The sequence below is a fragment of the Variovorax sp. FG153 genome (genome assembly GCF_057809595.1).
Map to the genome: position 1 here is coordinate 32,940 of NZ_JBMDKG010000042.1, position 18,219 is coordinate 51,158.

Annotated in this window: 19 protein-coding genes; 8 read left to right on the top strand and 11 right to left on the bottom strand. The window is 69.1% G+C overall.

All coding sequences use genetic code 11. From position 1 onward, the window contains the following. Nucleotides 1-21: 21 nt before the first annotated feature. From ACODT0_RS32370 to ACODT0_RS32380, 3 genes are all read right to left on the bottom strand, one after another. Nucleotides 22-309: a type II toxin-antitoxin system Phd/YefM family antitoxin gene (locus ACODT0_RS32370; protein WP_296736778.1), complete on the bottom strand. Its 288-nt coding sequence runs from the start codon at nt 307-309 to the stop codon at nt 22-24. 67 nt (nt 310-376) lie between these two features. Beyond that, entirely contained in the window at nt 377-1,720 is a 1,344-nt protein-coding gene (gdhA, locus tag ACODT0_RS32375; RefSeq protein WP_479668962.1) for an NADP-specific glutamate dehydrogenase, read from the bottom strand. A gap of 215 nt (nt 1,721-1,935) precedes the next feature. Beyond that, nucleotides 1,936-3,861, bottom strand: coding sequence for a bifunctional metallophosphatase/5'-nucleotidase (locus ACODT0_RS32380; protein WP_296736880.1), 1,926 nt, complete (start codon nt 3,859-3,861; stop codon nt 1,936-1,938). Nucleotides 3,862-4,248: 387 nt separating this feature from the next. Here ACODT0_RS32380 and ACODT0_RS32385 point away from each other — a divergent pair, with 387 nt between their 5' ends. Then, a complete protein-coding gene (locus ACODT0_RS32385; protein WP_296736772.1) occupies nt 4,249-4,788 on the top strand; it encodes a hypothetical protein in 540 nt (179 codons plus the stop codon). A gap of 200 nt (nt 4,789-4,988) precedes the next feature. On the opposite strand, the gene ACODT0_RS32390 is transcribed toward ACODT0_RS32385, so the two are convergent. From ACODT0_RS32390 to ACODT0_RS32400, 3 genes are all read right to left on the bottom strand, one after another. Further along, on the bottom strand, nt 4,989-6,269 hold the full coding sequence (locus ACODT0_RS32390; protein ID WP_296736769.1) for a hypothetical protein: 1,281 nt from the start codon (nt 6,267-6,269) through the stop codon (nt 4,989-4,991). A 254-nt stretch (nt 6,270-6,523) separates the two neighbouring features. Beyond that, the gene (locus tag ACODT0_RS32395) at nt 6,524-7,264 is read right to left on the bottom strand and encodes an SDR family NAD(P)-dependent oxidoreductase (protein WP_296736766.1); all 741 of its coding nucleotides are present in this window, start codon (nt 7,262-7,264) and stop codon (nt 6,524-6,526) included. A 134-nt stretch (nt 7,265-7,398) separates the two neighbouring features. After that, on the bottom strand, nt 7,399-8,319 hold the full coding sequence (locus ACODT0_RS32400; protein ID WP_365958331.1) for a LysR substrate-binding domain-containing protein: 921 nt from the start codon (nt 8,317-8,319) through the stop codon (nt 7,399-7,401). A gap of 138 nt (nt 8,320-8,457) precedes the next feature. On the opposite strand from ACODT0_RS32400, the gene ACODT0_RS32405 reads away from it, so the two are divergent. The 5 genes from ACODT0_RS32405 to ACODT0_RS32425 all read left to right on the top strand — a co-directional run bounded on the left by ACODT0_RS32405 (nt 8,458) and on the right by ACODT0_RS32425 (nt 13,165). Beyond that, entirely contained in the window at nt 8,458-9,963 is a 1,506-nt protein-coding gene (locus ACODT0_RS32405; RefSeq protein ID WP_296736763.1) for an MFS transporter, read from the top strand. 70 nt (nt 9,964-10,033) lie between these two features. Further along, nucleotides 10,034-10,747, top strand: a complete 714-nt coding sequence (locus tag ACODT0_RS32410; protein ID WP_296736761.1) for a hypothetical protein — start codon at nt 10,034-10,036, stop codon at nt 10,745-10,747. A 198-nt stretch (nt 10,748-10,945) separates the two neighbouring features. Further along, a complete protein-coding gene (locus ACODT0_RS32415; protein ID WP_296736758.1) occupies nt 10,946-11,851 on the top strand; it encodes an SMP-30/gluconolactonase/LRE family protein in 906 nt (301 codons plus the stop codon). A gap of 39 nt (nt 11,852-11,890) precedes the next feature. Next, nucleotides 11,891-12,859: a tripartite tricarboxylate transporter substrate binding protein gene (locus tag ACODT0_RS32420; protein WP_296736754.1), complete on the top strand. Its 969-nt coding sequence runs from the start codon at nt 11,891-11,893 to the stop codon at nt 12,857-12,859. A 12-nt stretch (nt 12,860-12,871) separates the two neighbouring features. Continuing rightward, complete coding sequence (locus ACODT0_RS32425; RefSeq protein ID WP_413765192.1) at nt 12,872-13,165, top strand: YciI family protein; 294 nt, start codon at nt 12,872-12,874, stop codon at nt 13,163-13,165. Nucleotides 13,166-13,189: 24 nt separating this feature from the next. On the opposite strand, the gene ACODT0_RS32430 is transcribed toward ACODT0_RS32425, so the two are convergent. Then, nucleotides 13,190-13,645, bottom strand: a complete 456-nt coding sequence (locus ACODT0_RS32430) for a hypothetical protein (RefSeq protein ID WP_296736749.1) — start codon at nt 13,643-13,645, stop codon at nt 13,190-13,192. Nucleotides 13,646-13,773: 128 nt separating this feature from the next. On the opposite strand from ACODT0_RS32430, the gene ACODT0_RS32435 reads away from it, so the two are divergent. After that, nucleotides 13,774-14,685, top strand: a complete 912-nt coding sequence (locus tag ACODT0_RS32435) for a bestrophin family protein (RefSeq protein WP_296736746.1) — start codon at nt 13,774-13,776, stop codon at nt 14,683-14,685. 16 nt (nt 14,686-14,701) lie between these two features. Here the strand turns inward: ACODT0_RS32435 and ACODT0_RS32440 are convergent, their stop codons facing one another. The 4 genes from ACODT0_RS32440 to ACODT0_RS32455 all read right to left on the bottom strand — a co-directional run bounded on the left by ACODT0_RS32440 (nt 14,702) and on the right by ACODT0_RS32455 (nt 17,113). Then, nucleotides 14,702-15,532, bottom strand: a complete 831-nt coding sequence (locus ACODT0_RS32440) for a Bug family tripartite tricarboxylate transporter substrate binding protein (RefSeq protein WP_489043145.1) — start codon at nt 15,530-15,532, stop codon at nt 14,702-14,704. 27 nt (nt 15,533-15,559) lie between these two features. After that, nucleotides 15,560-15,877, bottom strand: coding sequence for an NIPSNAP family protein (locus ACODT0_RS32445; protein WP_093353100.1), 318 nt, complete (start codon nt 15,875-15,877; stop codon nt 15,560-15,562). A 92-nt stretch (nt 15,878-15,969) separates the two neighbouring features. Next, on the bottom strand, nt 15,970-16,434 hold the full coding sequence (locus tag ACODT0_RS32450) for a cupin domain-containing protein (RefSeq protein ID WP_296736738.1): 465 nt from the start codon (nt 16,432-16,434) through the stop codon (nt 15,970-15,972). A gap of 1 nt (nt 16,435) precedes the next feature. Beyond that, nucleotides 16,436-17,113 carry a polysaccharide deacetylase family protein gene (locus ACODT0_RS32455; protein WP_296736736.1) on the bottom strand — a complete coding sequence of 226 codons (678 nt, stop codon included), beginning with the start codon at nt 17,111-17,113 and terminating at the stop codon, nt 16,436-16,438. A 149-nt stretch (nt 17,114-17,262) separates the two neighbouring features. On the opposite strand from ACODT0_RS32455, the gene ACODT0_RS32460 reads away from it, so the two are divergent. Then, nucleotides 17,263-18,216, top strand: coding sequence for a LysR family transcriptional regulator (locus ACODT0_RS32460; RefSeq protein WP_093353091.1), 954 nt, complete (start codon nt 17,263-17,265; stop codon nt 18,214-18,216). The last annotated feature ends 3 nt before the right edge of the window (nt 18,217-18,219 follow it).

The following is an 18,219-nucleotide window of genomic DNA, read 5'->3' on the forward strand; positions in this document are numbered from 1 at the left end:
GGACGGCCAAACTTCGAGGGCTCACGAAAAGAGGCCTTGTCCTTGGTTGTCTCCAGCCAGATCAGCGAACACTTCGTCAGCATCGCGAAACCGCCCTTGCTCGATCTCGCGATGTCCCAATGCCAGGAGCTTCAGCAACGCGATCGTCTTTTCGCGCTCCTCATAGCTGCGGACATCCATCACCACGAGCTTCGCTTCCCCGTCTTGCGTGATCAGCAGCGGTTCGCGACTCACCGAGATGTCCTTGACGATATCCGTTGCGTGGTCCTTGAGATAGCTGATGGGTTTGACTTGGGTCGAGAACTTCATCGGAGTGGCCCTTCCGCGAACACGAAGGATCCATTCTGAACTGAATGAAGTCTCTCGACCCTGTCTCTCAAACGACGCCTTGCGCCAGCATCGCATCCGCCACCTTGACGAAGCCCGCCACGTTCGCCCCGTCGACATAGCTCACGCGGCCGTCCTCGCGGCGCCCGTGGGCCAGGCAGGCCTCGTGGATGCTGCGCATGATCTGCAGCAGGCGCGCATCGACCTCCTCGCGCGGCCATGACAGGCGCGCTGCGTTCTGGCTCATCTCCAGGCCCGAGGTGGCCACGCCGCCGGCGTTGCTGGCCTTGCCCGGCGCATACAGCACGTTGGCCGCCTCGAACACCTTGACCGCCTCGATGGTGGACGGCATGTTCGCGCCCTCGGCCACGCAGACCACGCCGTTCTTCACCAGCGTCTTCGCATCCTCGACGTCGAGCTCGTTCTGGGTCGCGCTGGGCAGCGCGACGTCGACCGGCACATGCCACGGCGTGGCACCGGCGACGAACTTCGCACCGACGCGCTCGGCGTAGTCGCTCACGCGGCCGTAGTGGTGGTTCTTCACGTCCATCAGCACCGCGAGCTTCTCGGCGGTGAAGCCCGACTCGTCGACCACCGTGCCGCTGGAGTCGGACACCGTGACCACCTTGGCCCCGAGCGCCATGGCCTTCTCGATCGTGTACTGGGCGACGTTGCCCGCACCCGAGACCGACACGCGCAGCCCCTCGAAGCCGAGCCCGCGCGTCTGCAGCATCTCCTGCGCGAAATAGACGTTGCCGTAGCCCGTGGCCTCGGGCCGGATCAGCGAGCCGCCGAACGAGAGGCCCTTGCCGGTGAACACGCAGTCGGCGCGGTTGGTGAGCTTCTTGACCATGCCGGTGAGGTAGCCCACCTCGCGCCCGCCCACGCCGATGTCGCCCGCGGGCACGTCGGTGTAGGCGCCCACGTGGCGGAACAGCTCGGTGGCGAAGGCCTGGCAGAAGCGCATGACCTCGCCCTGGCTGCGGCCCTTGGGATTGAAGTCGGAGCCGCCCTTGCCGCCGCCCATCGGCAGCGTGGTCAGCGCGTTCTTGAAGGTCTGCTCGAAGGCCAGGAACTTGAGGATCGACAGGTTCACCGACGGATGGAAACGCAGGCCGCCCTTGTACGGGCCGATGGCCAGGCTGTGCTGGATGCGGTAGCCGCGGTTGACCTGCACGTCGCCGTGATCGTCAGTCCAGCAGACACGGAAGGTGATCACGCGCTCGGGCTCCACCAGCCGCTCCAGCAGCGCCTGCGTCTGGTAGCGCGGATGCTGAGCGATGAAGGGCCACAGGCTCTGGATGACCTCCGTCACGGCCTGCAGGTATTCGGGCTGCCCGGGATTGCGCTGGGCCACATTGGCCAGGAAGTCTTGGGCGCTGGCGTGCTTCATTCCTCTATCTCCAAAAAGGTGCGGTATGACCAAAATCGTGCATTCTCATGCACGAATGGCTCAAAGTTATGCACCAAAGTAATGAAATTCGTAGGGATAAGGTTCGAATCTGCACCAACTTGGATTGAAAAGGAATTCGCCGCCAGCGGATGTCTGTCCGGTGGCGGCGAAGCTGGAGCGGCGAGCCGCACGACGCGGCCCGCCGGTTCGGCCCGTCAGGGCTGCACGTACGACTTGGTGCTGTACAGCGCCCCGTCGAGCTTGCGCAGCTGCGGCAGCCCCGTTCCGGCGTCCTTGGCCTGACGGTCGATGTAGGTCTGGAACACGTCCGCGTCGAGCACGCCAATGTCGAGACGGCGCGCCGCGGGAATGGCCGCCAGGGTCTTGTAGCCATCGCCGCCCGTGGCATTGAAGCTCAGCACGAAGAGCTTGTAGGTCTTCGTCAGGTCCAGCGGGCCCCAGGTGTTGGCGGCGGCATTGCGCACCTCGATGTTGGTGACGCGGCTGCCCTCGGCCCTGGTCGCGTTCACGTCGAAGCGGAGGTTGCCGGTGTAGGGATACGGGCCGGTCGAACCGTTGGGACCGTAGACCGCCTGCATGCCGTCCTCGAGCATGTTCTTGACCTCCTGGCCGGTAACGTCGAGGCGGAACAGCATGTTGCCGAAGGGCAGCACCTCGATCACGTTCGCCGCGGTCACGCGGCCGTTGAGCGGCACGCGCACGCCGCCGCCGCTCTGCAGCGAGATGTCGGCGCCGCCGTACTCGGCATTGGCCACGTCGACATAGGCCTGGGCCACCAGCTGCTGGATGTCGCCGCCGCGCAGGCTGACCTCGCCCAGTGCATTGCAGGCCGCGCTCGAGCGGCTGTAGTCGGTGCTGCCGACGCCACCCGGCACGCGGCGCGAGCAGAGCTCGACCGGCACCGTGGCCACCTCGCTCTTCGTGAACGCATCCACCTTGTCCTTGAAGGGCTTGAGCACCGCCGTGGCCGCCACGCTGGGCGTGGTCATGCGCAGGAAGCCGCTCGCCGCGATGTCGGCTAGGATCGCGGTCTTCTGTTCGGGCGTGGCCAGCGGCGGCGGCGTGGAGGTGGACGAAGTGCCGACCCTGAACTCGTCGCCGATCAGTACGTGCGGCGTGCCGGCGCAGTTCGTCACGTTGCCCTGGGCGTCGAAGGACACCTTGAGCTCGCCCACCACCTGGCTGTATTCCCAGGCCTGCACCAGGCAGACGGGCTTGCCGTCCTTGTCGGTCGCGCGCGTGGGATAGGCACCCGCGGGCGAGCCCACGCCATAGGCCGTCAGCGCGGCAGGACCGACCAGCGTGTGCGAGTCGCCGCCGACCACGACGTCCACGCCGCTGAGCTTGGCGATCACGGTCTTGTCGTACTCGTAGCCGATGTGGCTCATCACGATGATCTTGTTCACGCCGCGCGCCTTCAGCGCATCGATCTCGCGCTGGGCCGCGACGGCCTCGTCCTCGAAGGTGGTGTCGGGGTCGGGGCTCGACGAAGCCTTGGTCTTGGCCGCGATCGTCAGGCCCACGAGGCCGATCGACTGGCCGCCGCGCTGCACGACGATGGACTTGTCGACGTAGCCCGGCGCCTTCGAGGGATGGAGCGCGGATTTCGCACCGAAGTTGACGTTGGCGCTCAGCACCGGCGTCTTGCACGCGCCCTTGTGCAGGAAGTCGATGAACTTCTTCAGGCCGCTGTCGCCCTTGTCGAACTCGTGGTTGCCGAGCGTGAAGGCATCGAAGCAGACCGTGTTCATCAGCGCGGCATCGGCCTCGCCATCCGCACCCGCGCGGTTGAAGTAGAGCGTGCCGGTCTGCGCGTCGCCCGCGTGCAGCTTCAGCACGTTGGTCGATTTCGCGGCCAGTGCCTCGATGGCGGCGGCGACGCGCGGGAAGCCGCCCGCGTCGACCTGCACCGGACCGGGCGCGCCGCCGCTGGCGCTGCGCAGCTGCAAGGTCTTGGTCTTGCTGTCGAGGTTCGAATGGTGGTCGTTGATGTGCAGGATCGTCAGATCCATCGGCTGGGCCGTGGGCGTGGCGGGCGTATCGCCGCCGCCACCCGATGCGGGCGGCGGAATGAAGGCCACCGACGAACCACCACCGCCGCCGCAGGCGGCGAGCAACATCGCGGCCGCCAATGCGGACGCGCTCAGAATGCGTTTCAAGACTGATCCCCTCTTATGAAAAGCAGGGATCGTGGAAAGTGCGCATGAAGCGGGGATGACATCCTTGCGGCGCCCGGGCCATGCACGCGCGGCCCGCGCCATCGATGCGAGGATGCGCGGTGCTGCCGGTGTCCGGGAAACGGACGCCCGCTGTCCCCGAATCATCCGGATGTCGCAGCAACGGCGGTCTCAAGTCGTTGATTTCAAAGGATTCCGGTGCTGGCACGTTGCGCGCTACTGCGAAAGGCGGCAGCGCGTACCGCATCTGCCGCGCCCGATGGTGCGACCAGCCTCCTGAAAGAGCTGCCAGCACCTTTCCCACGACACAAGAGCTTCGAGAACCTCCAAATGCCACACCATCATCCCGCCGAGCACGACGACATCTGGTCCGTGGAGGGCCGCTTCCAGCACCTGCTTTACAGCCCCAAAGGCGGCATCGAAGGGCTGTTGATCGACACGGAAGGCATCGTCACGCAGTTCGTGGTCGATCCCCACGACAGCTCGAGCGTCACCCTGTTGCTGAGCCTTCGTCGCGACCAGGCGCTGGTCGTCGAAGGCCGCGAAACCGGACCTTCGCCGAAGGGCGACGGCGAACACTTCGTCTACCACTTCGAGCGATTGGCGGCCGTCGACGGTCGCGCGACCAGAACGGCCGAACCGCAAACGCAGGTGCATGGGAAGGTCGTGCGCCTGAACTTTGCCAAGCATGGCGCCGCCAATGGCGTTGTTCTGGACAGCGGCGATTTCGTTCACCTCCGTCCGCAGGGAATGGAGCGCCTGCAACTGAAGCCCGGAGATCAGGTACAGGCGCAAGGCCCGGCCTCTCCGCTCGCCACGGACAGTGGGTGGGCGATCGAAGCGCACAGCGTCAACGGCGAATTGCTTTGACCATGCGACGTGGCCTCGCAGCCGTGCTTTCGTGCTGCCGGGCATCGACTTGCATGGCCTTCTTCGCGGCAGGTGCGCGCAATGGCTCGGGTCCGTTGCTCGCAGCATGCATGCACGAGAGCCATGCAACGCAAGAAACCATGTCACGCAGCTTTTTGCGCCCACCGGACGGGCAAACAGCCCCGCGCGGTACCGCTGTCCTACTCTCGGTGCTCTTCCTTCCTGGGCTGCTCGACATGCTCGGGCGAAGCCGCCGGGCGCCCCGCCTGGACGTGCGGAGGAGATGCCGGATGCTCTCTGGGCGTCGACTCACGCATGCGCAAGGCCTGTTGCTCATCCGATCGGCGCGATGCATTGACCTGGCGCGCGCTCTCGATCGATGCGGGGGCAACAGACTGCGGGCGCTGCTGTCCGCCGATCACGGGTTCCGCCCTTCGCGGTGCTTCAGGTGCCAGCCGAGCGGAGGCCGCGGCCGGCACCGCGGGCTCGGCCGCCTTGGCCGCAACAGGGGGTGGCGCGACCCGAGGATGCGCCTCAACGGGCGCAGCGGGAATCTGCGGCGGCACCGCGACTGTCTGTCGCGCGGGCTCGACAGGCCGGGCCGCGGCGGGCGGATGACCAGGCACAAGTGCCGCGACCGGCTTCGCGCTCTCCGGGACGGGGGCCACCGCATGCACCACCGAGGGCAACGCGGCGGCCAGATGGGCACTTGCCGAAACTGCTGCTTCAAAGGAGCGGCCACTGGCCGTTGCGCTGGCGGGCGCCACCACTGTGACCGTGCGCGTGTTGTTGATGTTCGTGACATTGGTGACGTTCGTCGTCGTGTTCGTCACGTTGTAGATGGTCGTGTTCTGCACGCGCATGCCGACGTTGGTCACCGGCGGCGCGCTGACGACCACCGCGGGTGGAGTTCCCACGGGTGCCGGCACGATCAAGCCGAGCCGCGAGCCGGGCGGTGCGGGAACGAATACGCCCTGCGGTCCGATGGGTGCGAGCCCGGCCACCACGCCTGCCGCCGCGGCTGAAACCACCAGACTGACACCCGGCGGCGGCGGAATGAACGCGACGCCCGGTCCCGACCAGTGGCCGGTGATGAAGACCACGACTCCATCGCGATGCTCGTAGTACGGCTGTACCCAGGCATAGCCTGGTTCGGGCGGCATGGCCCAACGTCCCGCGGCCCATACCCAGTTGCCCTGCCATGTCCAATAGCCGCCAGTCCAGACCGCTCCCGCGAAGGGAGGTGACGGCGGTCTCTCCACCAACATGGGCGGCGGGGCCCATGCCACCGCAATCGGCGGGGGCTGATACAGCGGCGGATCGACATACACGCTCACGACACGCGGAGCAACGGCGGCGACAGGCACGGGTTGGACCGTCGCATGGGACACCAGCGGTGGCTGCACGACACAACCTGCGGCCAGGAGTGCCAACGTCATCGCCGAAATTTCGACAACGAAGAATGAAGATCTCTTGCTCATTGCTCTTCCGGATCTGCGTGCGCCGCAGCACAGGAAGAACCTAACGGGCACCGAGAAATCGGCGCTGACAGCAGCGAAGAGAATTTCTCGCCAACGCGGTTCTTTCCTTCTCCGCCGCGAACCGTCAGGTGGCACTCAGGCTAACGGCACCCGCGTCGCAACGATTTGCGCAAAGCATCTGCACGAAGGGCGGACCAACTTGTGGTCATTCGAGACCCGACCTGGCGCCGAAACAACCTGTCGGGCCTACGCACCTAGATCCGCCCGCCGTCCGTCAGCACCGTGCGCCCCGTCACCCAGCGCGCATCGTTCGACGCGAGGAACGCCACCACGTCGGCGATGTCCTCGGGCTCGGCCAGCCGGCCCAGCGGCGTGAGCGCGGTCTCCTCGCGCAGGTGATCGGCCGGGATGCCCGAGGTCATGTCGGTGCGCGTGATGGCGGGCGCCACCGCGTTGACGCGGATGTTGCGCGCGCCGAGCTCCATCGCGAAGCCCTTGGTGAGCACTTCGACCGCGCCCTTGGCCGCGGAATACAGCGCGGTGCCGCCACCGGGGATGTGGACCAGGTCGGTCGACACGTTGACGATGGCGCCGCCCGCCTTCGGGATGTGCGGCAGCACGGCCTGCGTCAGAACGATGGTGCTCCACGCATGGGTGTCCATCTGCTCGACGAACATGGCGCGCGTGAGCTCGCCCAACGGCGCCGCGACGAAGGTGCCGGCCGCATGCACGAGGATGTCGATGTGGCCGTAGGTCTCGACAATGGCGGCCACGGCGGCGTTCGCCGCGGCCTCGTCGGTGACGTCGGCCTGGAACGCGGATGCGCGGCCGCCCTCGGCGACGATGCCGCGCACCACGGCCTCGGCCGCGGCGGCATTGCTCCGGTGCAGCAGCGCGACGGTGATGCCGTCGCGCGCGAGGCGGCGCGCCACGGCGGCGCCGATGCCGCGCGAGCCGCCGGAGACGACGGCGATCTTCTGGTTCTGTGTGTTCATGAGGAAGCTTCTTTCTTCGCGAAGAGGGATGACAAGGAAGCTTCGAAGGTAGGGCCGCGCGGCGCGTTGCACGAGCCATGCGGACGCAACGGGGCGTTGCCGCCGCTGCAACGCCAGCGGCGGCGCGCGCCCTCTCAGGCCGCGCCGGGCGGCTCGAGTTCGCGGTACTTCTGCTCGAGCAAGGCCAGCACCGCGCGCACCGCGGAGCTCATGCCCTTGCGGCTCGGGTACAGCACGTAGGCCTGCGTGGCCAGCGAGGGCCAGGCCGGCAGCACGCGGCGCAGCCGGCCATCGGCCAGCGCATCGCGGCAGGCCTCGAGCGGCAGTTGCACCAGGCCCGCGCCGCGCAATGCGGCCTCGCGCAGGGCCTGGTAGTTGTCGCTAATCAAGAGCGGCTGCGGATGGTGCAGCAGCGCCTGGCCGTCGGCATCGACCAGCGCCCAGGGCCGCACGCTGTCGGGCCCGCCGCCCTGGCCCAGCGCCGGAAAGCGATGCAGGTCGGCCGGCTCGGTGGGTTCGCCATGCGCCGCCAGCAGCGAGGGCGCGCCCACCAGCTCCATGCGCCCCACGCCGATCGGCCGCGCGACGATGTCGGCCGAGGCCAGCGGCTGGCTCGCATAGCGGATCGCGAGGTCGATGCGTTCGCCCAGCAGATCGACGAAGCGGTTCGACAGGTCGAGCGTGATGCGCACCTTCGGATGCCGCAGGCTGAATTCGCCGAGCCAGCCGCCGAGCAGCAGCTCGCCCGACACCGGCGAAGCGCTGATGCGCACCGGCCCAGCGGGCTCGCCCAGCGTCTCGTCGACGGTGGCGCGCACCGCCTGCGCCTCGTCGGCCATGCTGCGCGCGTGGCGGTAGACGCGCTCGCCCACGTCGGTGACCTGGAAGCGGTGCGCCGAGCGCTGGATCAGCCGCACGCCGAGCTGCTTCTCGAGCGCGCCCACGCGCCGGCTCAGGCGCGACTTGGGCGTGCCGGTCTCGCGCTCGGCCGCCGAGAAGCCACCCGCCTCGACCACGCGGGCGAACAGGAGCAGGTCGTTGAGGTCTTCCACCATGCTGTCGATGCCTTTCTTGCGTTTCCCTCGAGCGTGGCGCGGCGGCGCGTTCCACGGCTGCAACGCGGCGTGCCAGTGCCGGTATCGCGGCCGCCGCCGCGAATGCGTAGCCTGCGCGGTTTGACGATCCGCCCGCCGATGCCGACCTCCATTCTCACCACCCCGACGCCGGCCCCGGCCGATGCCGCCACACGTGGCGCCACCCTGGCCGCCGCCTGCCTCTCGATGGCCGCGATCGCGATGTCGATCACCGCTGCGGGCGTGGCGCTGGTGCCGATCGGCGCGGCCTTCGGCATCGGCTTCGGCGCGCTGCAATGGGTGCTCAACCTCTTCGTGCTGAGCTTCGCCGCCTTCCTGCTGCCGGCCGGCGCGCTCGCCGACCGCATCGGCCAGCGCAGCAGCTTCATCGCGGGCTGCGCGATCTTCAGCGCCTTCACGCTGATGGCCGTGCTGGCCACGCGCACCGAATGGCTGCTGGCCGCGCGCTTCCTGCAGGGTGCCGGTGGCGCGCTGCTCGCGGCCAGCGGTCCGGCCGCGCTCACGGCCGTGTTCCATGGCGAGGCCGAACGCAAGCGTGCCTTCGGCTGGCTCGGCAGCTGCGGTGGCGTCGGGCTCACGCTGGGCGCGCTGTTCTCGGGCGCCGCGGCCGCGCAAGGCGGCTGGCGCGCGGCGCTCGCGATCCATCTGCCGCTGGTGCTGGCCGCGCTTGCGCTGGCGCTGTGGAATTTCCGCGGCCATGCGGGCCGGGCGGCGGGCGCGCGCTTCGATCTCGTGGGCGCCGTGCTGGGCTTCGTGACCATTGCGGCCGCGATGGCCTTCGGCATCCTCGGCGCCGAGCGTGGCTGGGGCGCGAGCGCCGTGCTCGCCTGCCTGGCGATCGCGCTCGTCGCGGGATCGTTGTTCGCGCGCTCGCAACGCCGGCACCCGGCACCACTGCTGCCACCCGCCCTGCTGCGCAACCGCGGCTTCGTGTTCGCCTGCCTGCTCACGTTGCTGTTCACCACGGTGTGGGTCGCGATGTTCATCTACGTGCCGCTGCACCAGCAGGCAGCGCGCGGCCACGACGCGGACCATGCGGGACGCACCCTGCTCGCGCTGCTGATGCCCGCGATGGTGATGCCGGCCCTCGCCTCGCGCCTGGCCGTGCACACCGGCACGCGAGCCGTGCTGGTCGGCGGCTGCCTCGCGATGGCGATCGGCCTGGGCTTGCTCTACGCAGCGTGGGCCGATCTCTCGCGTCCCGCCGCGCTCGAATGGCTGGCACTAGCCCTCTGCGGCAGCGGCGCCGGCTGCCTCTACGGCCTGCTCGACTACCTTGCGATGGCCAGCCTGCCGAACGCGCTGGCCGGCACCGGCTCGGCCACCTTCAACGTGCTGCGGCTGCTCGGCGATGCGCTCGGCGCCATCGTGCCGGGCGCGGTGCTGGTGCAGGCCCTGGCGCCGCGGCTCGCGGCCGCCAGTGGCGAGCCCGTGACGCGCGAGATGCTCAACGCCGTGGCGGCCGGACAGTTCGGCGCGCTGGCCTCGGGCGGCGCGGAGGCGGCCGAGGCCTTTCACGGCGCGATCGCCGCCGTGCCCGCGGTGCTGGCCGTGCTGGTGCTGCTCGGCGCCGTGCTGGCCTGGTGGCGCGCCGAGCGACCTTGAAGGAGCGGCCTCGCCATCCATCGAGCCCTACACTGCCGGCCGATGGCTCCCGTCCCTTTCCCACCTCGCCATGCCTGAGCGCCTGACCTGCTGCTTCTGGCACGGCGATGCCTTGCGCAGCCGCAGCGTGAGCGATGTCGTGCTCACGTCGCGGCTGGAGATTCCCGAGCCGCCGGCGCGTCTGGTGGTCGACTGGCGGCGCGACGCGATCACGCAGCTGATGCTCGAGCCCGGCGACGTCGAGCCCCTGTCGCTGGCGCGCGCGAGAACGCGCTGGCCCGACTACGGCCGCTGCGTGCAGGCGGTGGCCGACTGGGCCCGATCACGAGGACTGCCCGGCTTGCCAGGCGACGCCGACGTGGCGCTGATGGCCTGCCGCGGCGCGCGCTATCACCACGACGGCGCGCAGTACGGCGGCGCGCTCTTCTGCAACCTCTTCCTCGGCGAGGACCTCGGCCTCGACGTGCACTTTCCATCGGCCGGCGTGCGCATTCCGCTCGCGCGCGGCACGGTGATGCTGTTCGACACCTGCCAGCCGCATGCCGTCATTCGGCGCGATGGCGAGGGCTTCGATGCCAAGGACTTCGGCGCGGAGCGCGACACCCTGCAGGTGTTCCTGACCTGGGAGCTGCCGATCGAGGACGAGGCGCTGGTCCGCGCGATGGGGATCCGCTTCGACGTCGATCCCTCGAGCGCATCGCGGCTGACGGAAGAACAGGTGCTGGTGAACGGCGAAGCGGCGACGCCGGACCCCGCGTCCGGTCGCTGGATCCGCGCCGCCTGAACGCGCCGCCTGAACGCGCCGTCCGAGCGCGCCGTCTGAGCCCCGGCTCGCGCCCGCGAGCAATGACTTTTGATCATTTCTCGCATGAGTTAATTGTGATTGAGCCGCCACGGCCCCTCACGTATCTTCAGCGCTCGAATCATCGAGAGACAAGCCCTTTTCGAGCCGCATGGCATCGAAGGCGGCACGAAGGAACGCATGAGAATTCTGGCCGAGGGTCTGCAATTTCCTGAAGGGCCGGTGGCGCTGGGCGACGGCTCGGTGCTGCTGGTCGAGATGCGCGCGGGCCTCGTCGTGCGGATCTCGCCCGATGGCGAGCGCCACGTCGTCGCCGACTGCGGCGGCGGTCCGAACGGCGCGGCGATCGGACCCGACGGCGCGCTCTACGTCTGCGACAACGGCGGCAGCGCCTATGTGCCGGGCCGCTTCACCTCGACCGGGCCCGCGGCCGATTACGAAGGCGGCAGCATCCGCCGCTTCGACCTGCGCACGGGCGAGCACACACTGCTCTACACGCATTGCGACGACCATCGGCTGTCGTCGCCGAACGACCTCGTCTTCGATGCGAACGGCGGCTTCTATCTCACCGACTTCGGCAAGAAGCATGCGCGGCTGCGCGACTACGGCGGCGTCTACTACGCGCTGCCCGACGGCTCGCGCATCGTCGAGGTGGCCTATCCGCTGCTGTCGCCGAACGGCATCGGCCTCTCGCCCGACGCGCGCGTGCTCTACGTGGCCGAGACCGAGACGGCGCGGCTGTGGGCCTTCGACATCGTCGAGCCCGGCGTGGTGCGCAAGCATCCCTTTCCCTCGCCGCATGGCGGGCGCATCGTCTGCGGACTGCCGGGCTTCCAGCGCTTCGACAGCCTCGCGCTCGAGGCCGGCGGCAACATCTGCGTGGCCACGCTGATCACCGGCGCGGTCTCTGTCATCGCGCCCGACGGCACGCTGCTGCGGCAGGTGGTCTTCCCCGACAGCTACGTCACCAATCTCTGCTTCGGCGGGCCGGCCATGCAGACCGCCTACGTCACGCTGTCGGGCACGGGGCAGCTCGCCTCGCTGCCCTGGCCCGAGCCGGGCCTGCGGCTGCATTTCAACGCGTAGCCCCGAGGCACGCGCACTGGAACACCCTTGGAGACACCCATGATCCGCCGCGAATTCATCGCCACCCTGGCCGGCGCCTGCGCTGCTGCCGCCCTGCCGCCGGCACGCGCCGCGGCGCCCTATCCGAGCCGGCAGGTGCGCGTGGTCGTGCCCTTCACCGCGGGTGGCGGCACCGACGTGGTGGCGCGCGCGATCGCGATGGGGCTGTCGGAGTCGATGGGCCAGTCCTTCTTCGTCGACAACAAGCCCGGTGCCAGCACCTTGATCGGCTCGGAACTGGTGGCCAAGGCGGCGCCCGACGGCTACACGCTGCTGGTCGCGAGCGTGCCGCATGCCACCAACCCGTGGATGATGAAGACCATGCCCTTCGACACCGCGAAGGCCTTCGCGCCGATCGGCCTCGCGGTGCAGTCGCCGTTCATCATGGTGGCCTCGTCCACCTCGTCGATCCAGTCCTTCGAGGACGCGCTCGCGGCGGCACGCTCGAAGCGGCTGTCCTTCGCATCCACCGGCAGCGGCACGGCCGACCACCTGTCGATGGAGCTGCTGGCGCTGCAGTCGGGCGTGACGATGACGCACGTGCCCTACAAGGGCACCGGCCCCGCGCTGGCCGACCTGATGGGCGGCCACGTCGACCTGATGTTCGCGAACGTGGTCGCGGCGGCACCGCTCGTGAAGTCGGGCAAGCTGCGCGCGCTGGCCGCGTCGACCGCGCGGCGTTCGCCCTCGCTGCCCGAGGTGCGCACCGTCGCCGAGGCCACGGGCAAGCCCTTCGACGTCAGCGCCTGGACCGGCGTGCTCGCGCCAGCGGGCACCGACGCGGCCATCGTGGAACGCCTGAGCGCCGAGGTGCGCAAGGCCCTGCAGACGCGCGCCACGCGCGAGGCGCTGACGGTGAACGGCGCCGAGCCAGTGGGCAGCACGCCGGCGGAGTTCCAGGCCTTCATCGCGCGCGAGATGAAGACCTGGGGCGAGATCATCGCCAAGGCCGGCATCACGCCGAGCTGAGCCGAGCGCCGCATGCCCTACGTCATCCTCGCGCTCGACCAGCCCGACGCACAGGCGCTGCGCGAATCGCTCAAGCCGGCGCACCTCGACTACCTGAGCGAGCGGCAGGAACGCATGCTGGCCGGCGGCGCGGTGCTCGACGAGCACGGCCGCGCGATCGGCGCGCTGATCATCGTGGACGCCGACGACCGCGCGGACGCGGAACGCTTCATCGGCGACGACCCCTTCGCGCAAGGCGGCCTGTTCGCCTCGGTGCGCGTCATGCCCTGGCGGCAGGCCTTTTTCGACCGCCGCCGCACGAAGTGAAGCGCGTCGGGAGCGACCGGTTCCTCAGCCGCCAGCGGGCCGCGCCCTGCGCTCGAACATCGGCACGGTCACGCCCTTGGCCTCGCTGCCGTCGGCCTTCCACACCAGCGTGTCGGCCGGGAACTCGTCCTTGCGCGTCATCGCATCGACCCTGGACGCGACCAGCGCCACGGCCTCCTTGACCTCGGGATTCCACGCGAAGACACCCGCGCGGCCATACCAGACCACCGGCGTGGCGGCGTCGAGGCGGCGGTCGGGGCACATGGTGATGCGGCGCTGCGCGAGCACGCGCAGGGCACCGACGCCCACGGCGCGGATGCCGGGCCGGGTGCGCTCGGCGGAGTGGCCCGGACACACGAGCGCCGCCTGCTCGATCGCGTTGTCATAGACCTGGGCATCGCTTTGCGCACGGGCCTGGAAGGCCACGAGAGCGCCGAGCAGGGCGAGGCCGGAAACCGGCCATGAGAGACGGTGTTGCATGCGTATCTTCCTCCTGGTTCATTCATCGGTCGACGAACAGATCGCCGGGTGCATTCTTGCAAACGCCGCGCGGGCCGCCTGTAGGCCGACGACGCACCGGCCGCGGCGCTGGCGATAATGGCCGCCCCATGATCGTCCGCCCCCGTCCCCACTGGCTGCGCATGCTGTTCGTCTGGCACGGCTCGGTGCTGTCGTCGATCGTGCCGCAGCTGTTGTGGACCACCGGCTTCGCGGTCCTCGTGACCGTGCTGCACGGCCGGCTGTTCCAGTGGAAGGTGCCGCTGAACTTCGTGCCCTTCTCGCTGATCGGCCTCACGCTCGCCATCTTTCTGGGCTTTCGCAATGGCACGAGCTACGCGCGCTACTGGGAGGCGCGCACGCTCTGGGGCACGCTGCTCAACGAGACGCGCACGCTGGTGCGCCAGCTGATCACGCTGCTGCCCTCGCGCGAGGGCATCGAGCTGCCGGTCGCGCGACTCATCGCCTTCGTGCATGCCTTGCGGCATCAACTGCGCGGCACCGATGCCGCGGCCGACCTCGCGCGCCTGCTGCCGGAAGAGGACTGCTCGCGGCTTCGGTCCGTGCGCTTCAAGCCCGCGGTACTGCTGCTGATGGTCGGCGAATGGCTGCAGGCGCAGCGCCTGCAGGGCCGGCTCGCGCCCGAACTCGCGCAGGCCATCGAGCTGCCGCTGGGCCGGCTCACCGAGGCACTCGGCGGCTGCGAGCGCATCGCGGGTACGCCGATCCCGTTCACCTACGCGGTCATCATCCACCGCACCATCTACCTCTATTGCGTGCTGCTGCCCTTCGGGCTGGTCGATGCGATCGGCGCGATGACGCCGGTGGTGGTGGCCTTCATCGCCTACACCTTCTTCGCGCTCGAGGCGCTCGGCGCGGAGATCGAGGAACCCTTCGGCATGGAGCCCAACGACCTCGCGCTCGATGCGATGTCGCACACCATCGAGGCGAGCGTGCGCGAGATGATGGGCGAGACGCTGCCGGCGCCGAGCGCGAAGGGCGTGGGGTACGTGCAGACCTAGCGACCGGGCCGCTCGCTTAATCGAGGCGGATGTTCTTGTCGCGGATCAGCTGGCGCCAGCGCACCGACTCGCGCCGGACCTCCGCCGCCATCTGATCGGGCGTCGAGACCACGGGCTCGGCATAGGCGAGCCGCAGTTTCTCGATCAGCGCGGGATCGCGGCTCGCACGGGTGATCTCCTCGTTCAGGCGAACGACGATCTCGCGCGGCGTCTTCGCGGGCGCCCAGACCAGCGGAACGGTGCCGGCCGCCACGTCGGTCAGCGCGCCGCCCTTGTAGGGCACGTGGAGCATCTCGACCTTCTCCTGCGCCAGGACCAGCTCCATGACCAGGTGCGGAAAGCCACCGAGCCCGTACGAGGCATAGCTGTATCTGCCGGGCGCCGCGCGCGCCAGCGCCATCGCTTCCTGCAGCGTCCTGGCCGGGAAGTCCCTCGCGGTCACGAGGTACAGGCCGTTGCGCACCGTCTGCGCGACGGGCGCGAAATCCTTGTCGACATCGAAGGGCAGCCTGGCGAAGGCGTGGGGGTTGCTCACGAAGGAATTCGAGACTGCGTAGAGCAGCGTGTAGCCGTCGGCCGGCGCCTTGGCCACCGTGTCCTGCGCGATGTTGCCGGTGGCGCCGGGCTTGTTGTCGACGACCACCGGCTGGCCGAGCGCCTTCGACAGCTTCTCGCCGTACATGCGCGCGATGACGTCCGCGGCCAGGCCGGCGGGCAGGCCGATGACGATGCGGATGGGCCGCGTCGGCCAGTTCGCCTGGGCGGTGGCCGCGACGCTCGCCAGCGCGAGCACGCTCGCGGCCAACAGCCGGCGAATGGAAAGAGGATGGGAATAGGAATGGCTCATGTATGTCTCCTGGGCTCTGGCGGCCGCTCAATAGCTCGGGCTGAATGCCGCGGGTTTCAGGAGCTTCGACTCCTGCGTCTCGATGAAGCGGAAGATCTTCGGCGCGTACGCCTGCCACTGCGGATCGGCCGACAGGGCGGCGCGACGCCGGTCGCGATCCGCGAGGTCGTCGTAGGCCCACAGGTGGACGATCTCGTTGAGCGGTCCGAACTCGGTGTGGAAGTAGCCGACCATGCGGCCCAGGTGCTGGCGCTGCAGCGCCAGTCCACCCTCGTGCTCGTAGGTGTGGAGGTAGTCGCGCACGGTGCCCGCGCGCACGCGGTAGGTGCGTTGTTCGACGATCATCGGTAGTCCTTTTCTCGGGGCGTGCGTGTCCCCGCGGCGCCGGCGCGAGGCCCGGCATCGCTGCAATCACTGCATGGACGACGCGGGTAGCGTCAGTGCGGCGCGGGGAAGTTGGTGTCGTGCTTCTCGCTGATCAGCGCGACCTTCTCGCCCGAGAAGCCGGGGCCCGCCAGCGCGGAGATCTCCCTGAAGTAGCGGTCCTGCCCGCCCGGCACGCTCCAGTCGAGCATGCGCGCCGTGGTGGTGCCGACGTTCCGGAAGCGATGGACGACGCCGCGCGGCAGATAGACGATGGTGCCGGCGCCCACCGTGCGCGTGGTATCGCCCGCGGTCACTTCATAAGTGCCTTCGACGATGAAGAAGCATTCTTCCTGCGTGAAGTGCAGATGGTCGGGCGGCCCCTCGCCGGGCCGGTGGCAGGCCATGATCACCGAGAGCCTGCCACCCGTCTGTTCGCTGCCGAGCAGCACCTGCATGTCGAGGCCGAAGGGCCGGATCGCCTCGGCCTCCTCGGGCGTGACGATGACCGCGCCGGTCTTCGAGGGTTCGTTCTGCATGTCATGTCTCCTGGGGAAATGAAGAGGGCTGGCCGTTCGACACGAAGGCCTCCATGGGACGCACGGGCACGCCCCGCACCAGCGGCACGCAGTCCGGCGGGAACTCCTGCCGGAAGCGGAAGCCTTCGGCCAGGGCCTGCTCGATGTACGGCTCCAGCCGCGCCATCGCGCCCGTCTCGTAGTCGTGCAGCACGCTGAGGGTCCAGTCCTGCCCGCGTGCCTGCGCGAGGGCCGTCCGCGGCCAGCCCTCGGGGTCGTCCCAGTCGCGCGGGATCGAGTTCCAGAGCACGCAGGTGAATCGCCCCTCGCGCAGGAACGCGAGCGCCTCGCGGCTCAGCAGATGGGGACCGAGGACGCCACCGCCACCGAAGGGCCGGAACAGCCTGTCGGGATGCGAGAGCTCGCCGATCAGGGCCTGCGTGCGGCCGATCTCCTGCTGCGGCGCGAACGGGTCGGACGAGGCGCCGAGCGGTACGTCGTGCGTGTAGGTGTGGTTGCCGATCCAGTGGCCTTCCTCCCTCGCCCGGCAGGCGAGTGCAAGGCCTTCCTTCGAGGCCAGGTTCTGGCCGAGCACGAAGAAGGTCGCGCGGATGCCATGGCGCGCCAGCACATCGAGCACGTGCGGCGTCACGGCCGAGGTGGGGCCGTTGTCGAACGTGAGCGTGATCGAGCGGCTCATCGGCCGGGCGCGCATGCGCGGTGGGGGTTCAATCTCTTGTCTCCTTCGGTGTCGCGGGGAAGCTGGCGCAATGATCGGCATCGAGCTCGCTACACACAATATGGAAACGAAAGAAGATACTTTTTCCAGATTCGATGCAATGATCGGTCATGCCCGACTTCCTGAACCAGGCCAGCGTGCTGTCGCTGCGCTGCTTCGTGGCGGTGGTGAACGCCAACAGCTTCACGACCGCCGCACGCCAGCTGCGCATGGCGCCGTCCTCGGTCACCAAGCACCTGCAACTGCTCGAGCGCGCGACCGGCGCCGCGCTGGTTCACCGCACCACGCGGCGCATCAGCGTCACCGATGCGGGCGAGGCCTTCTACGCGCGCTGCGTGGACATCCTCGAGCAGCTCGAGGGCGCCGTGGCCGGCATCGCGGGCGAGCAGGCCGCCGGCGGCCACCTGCGCGTGACGGCGCCGCCCTCCTTTGCCTCCGCGGTCGTCGCGCCGGCCCTGCCTAAATTCCTCGAGAGCCATCCCGGTGCCACCGTGGACCTCGTGGTGAACAGCAACGTGCCCGATCTCGTGCGCGAACGGGTCGACCTCGCGCTGTTCATCGGCGAGGAGCTGCCGACCAAGCAGGCGCAGCTGGTGCTGGCCCAGAGCCCGCAGGTGCTGTGCGCATCGCCCCACTACCTCAAGTCGCACGGCACGCCGCGCTCGGTCGATGATCTCGCGCGGCATCGCTGCCTGTGCCCGCGCTTCTCGGAGGTTGCCGAGACCTGGCACCTGGAGGTCAAGGGCCAGTGGCAATCGATCCGGCCGCAGGCCGTGCTGTTATCGGACAACGGAGACGCGCTGCGCAGCGCCTGCGTGGCGGGGGCGGGCATCGGCAACTTCTACCGTTTCCATGTGGCCGAGCACCTGGCGCGCGGCACGCTCGTGGAGGTGCTGCCCCGGAACCCGCTGCGCGCCAAGACGATCTACGCGGTGCTGCCCCACCGCAGCATGATCCGGCCCCTGGTGCGCAGCTTCACGGCCTTCGTGCGCGAGGCCGTCGAGCAGGCCTTGCAGGACACGCAGCCGCCGCGCAGGAAGGCTCGCGCGGCAGCCGCGCGATGAAGA

Excerpts from the sequence above, each read along its gene's own strand:
- ACODT0_RS32450 (WP_296736738.1), bottom strand. The coding sequence starts at position 16,434 with ATGCAGAACGAACCCTCGAAGACCGGCGCGGTCATCGTCACGCCCGAG.
- ACODT0_RS32445 (WP_093353100.1), bottom strand. The coding sequence starts at position 15,877 with ATGATCGTCGAACAACGCACCTACCGCGTGCGCGCGGGCACCGTGCGC.
- ACODT0_RS32405 (WP_296736763.1), top strand. The coding sequence starts at position 8,458 with ATGCCGACCTCCATTCTCACCACCCCGACGCCGGCCCCGGCCGATGCC.
- ACODT0_RS32410 (WP_296736761.1), top strand. The coding sequence starts at position 10,034 with ATGCCTGAGCGCCTGACCTGCTGCTTCTGGCACGGCGATGCCTTGCGC.
- ACODT0_RS32395 (WP_296736766.1), bottom strand. The coding sequence starts at position 7,264 with ATGAACACACAGAACCAGAAGATCGCCGTCGTCTCCGGCGGCTCGCGC.
- ACODT0_RS32420 (WP_296736754.1), top strand. The coding sequence starts at position 11,891 with ATGATCCGCCGCGAATTCATCGCCACCCTGGCCGGCGCCTGCGCTGCT.
- ACODT0_RS32415 (WP_296736758.1), top strand. The coding sequence starts at position 10,946 with ATGAGAATTCTGGCCGAGGGTCTGCAATTTCCTGAAGGGCCGGTGGCG.
- gdhA (WP_479668962.1), bottom strand. The coding sequence starts at position 1,720 with ATGAAGCACGCCAGCGCCCAAGACTTCCTGGCCAATGTGGCCCAGCGC.
- ACODT0_RS32385 (WP_296736772.1), top strand. The coding sequence starts at position 4,249 with ATGCCACACCATCATCCCGCCGAGCACGACGACATCTGGTCCGTGGAG.
- ACODT0_RS32425 (WP_413765192.1), top strand. The coding sequence starts at position 12,872 with ATGCCCTACGTCATCCTCGCGCTCGACCAGCCCGACGCACAGGCGCTG.
- ACODT0_RS32455 (WP_296736736.1), bottom strand. The coding sequence starts at position 17,113 with ATGAGCCGCTCGATCACGCTCACGTTCGACAACGGCCCCACCTCGGCC.
- ACODT0_RS32380 (WP_296736880.1), bottom strand. The coding sequence starts at position 3,861 with ATGTTGCTCGCCGCCTGCGGCGGCGGTGGTGGTTCGTCGGTGGCCTTC.
- ACODT0_RS32460 (WP_093353091.1), top strand. The coding sequence starts at position 17,263 with ATGCCCGACTTCCTGAACCAGGCCAGCGTGCTGTCGCTGCGCTGCTTC.
- ACODT0_RS32390 (WP_296736769.1), bottom strand. The coding sequence starts at position 6,269 with ATGAGCAAGAGATCTTCATTCTTCGTTGTCGAAATTTCGGCGATGACG.
- ACODT0_RS32440 (WP_489043145.1), bottom strand. The coding sequence starts at position 15,532 with ATGAGCCATTCCTATTCCCATCCTCTTTCCATTCGCCGGCTGTTGGCC.
- ACODT0_RS32370 (WP_296736778.1), bottom strand. The coding sequence starts at position 309 with ATGAAGTTCTCGACCCAAGTCAAACCCATCAGCTATCTCAAGGACCAC.
- ACODT0_RS32430 (WP_296736749.1), bottom strand. The coding sequence starts at position 13,645 with ATGCAACACCGTCTCTCATGGCCGGTTTCCGGCCTCGCCCTGCTCGGC.
- ACODT0_RS32435 (WP_296736746.1), top strand. The coding sequence starts at position 13,774 with ATGATCGTCCGCCCCCGTCCCCACTGGCTGCGCATGCTGTTCGTCTGG.
- ACODT0_RS32400 (WP_365958331.1), bottom strand. The coding sequence starts at position 8,319 with ATGGTGGAAGACCTCAACGACCTGCTCCTGTTCGCCCGCGTGGTCGAG.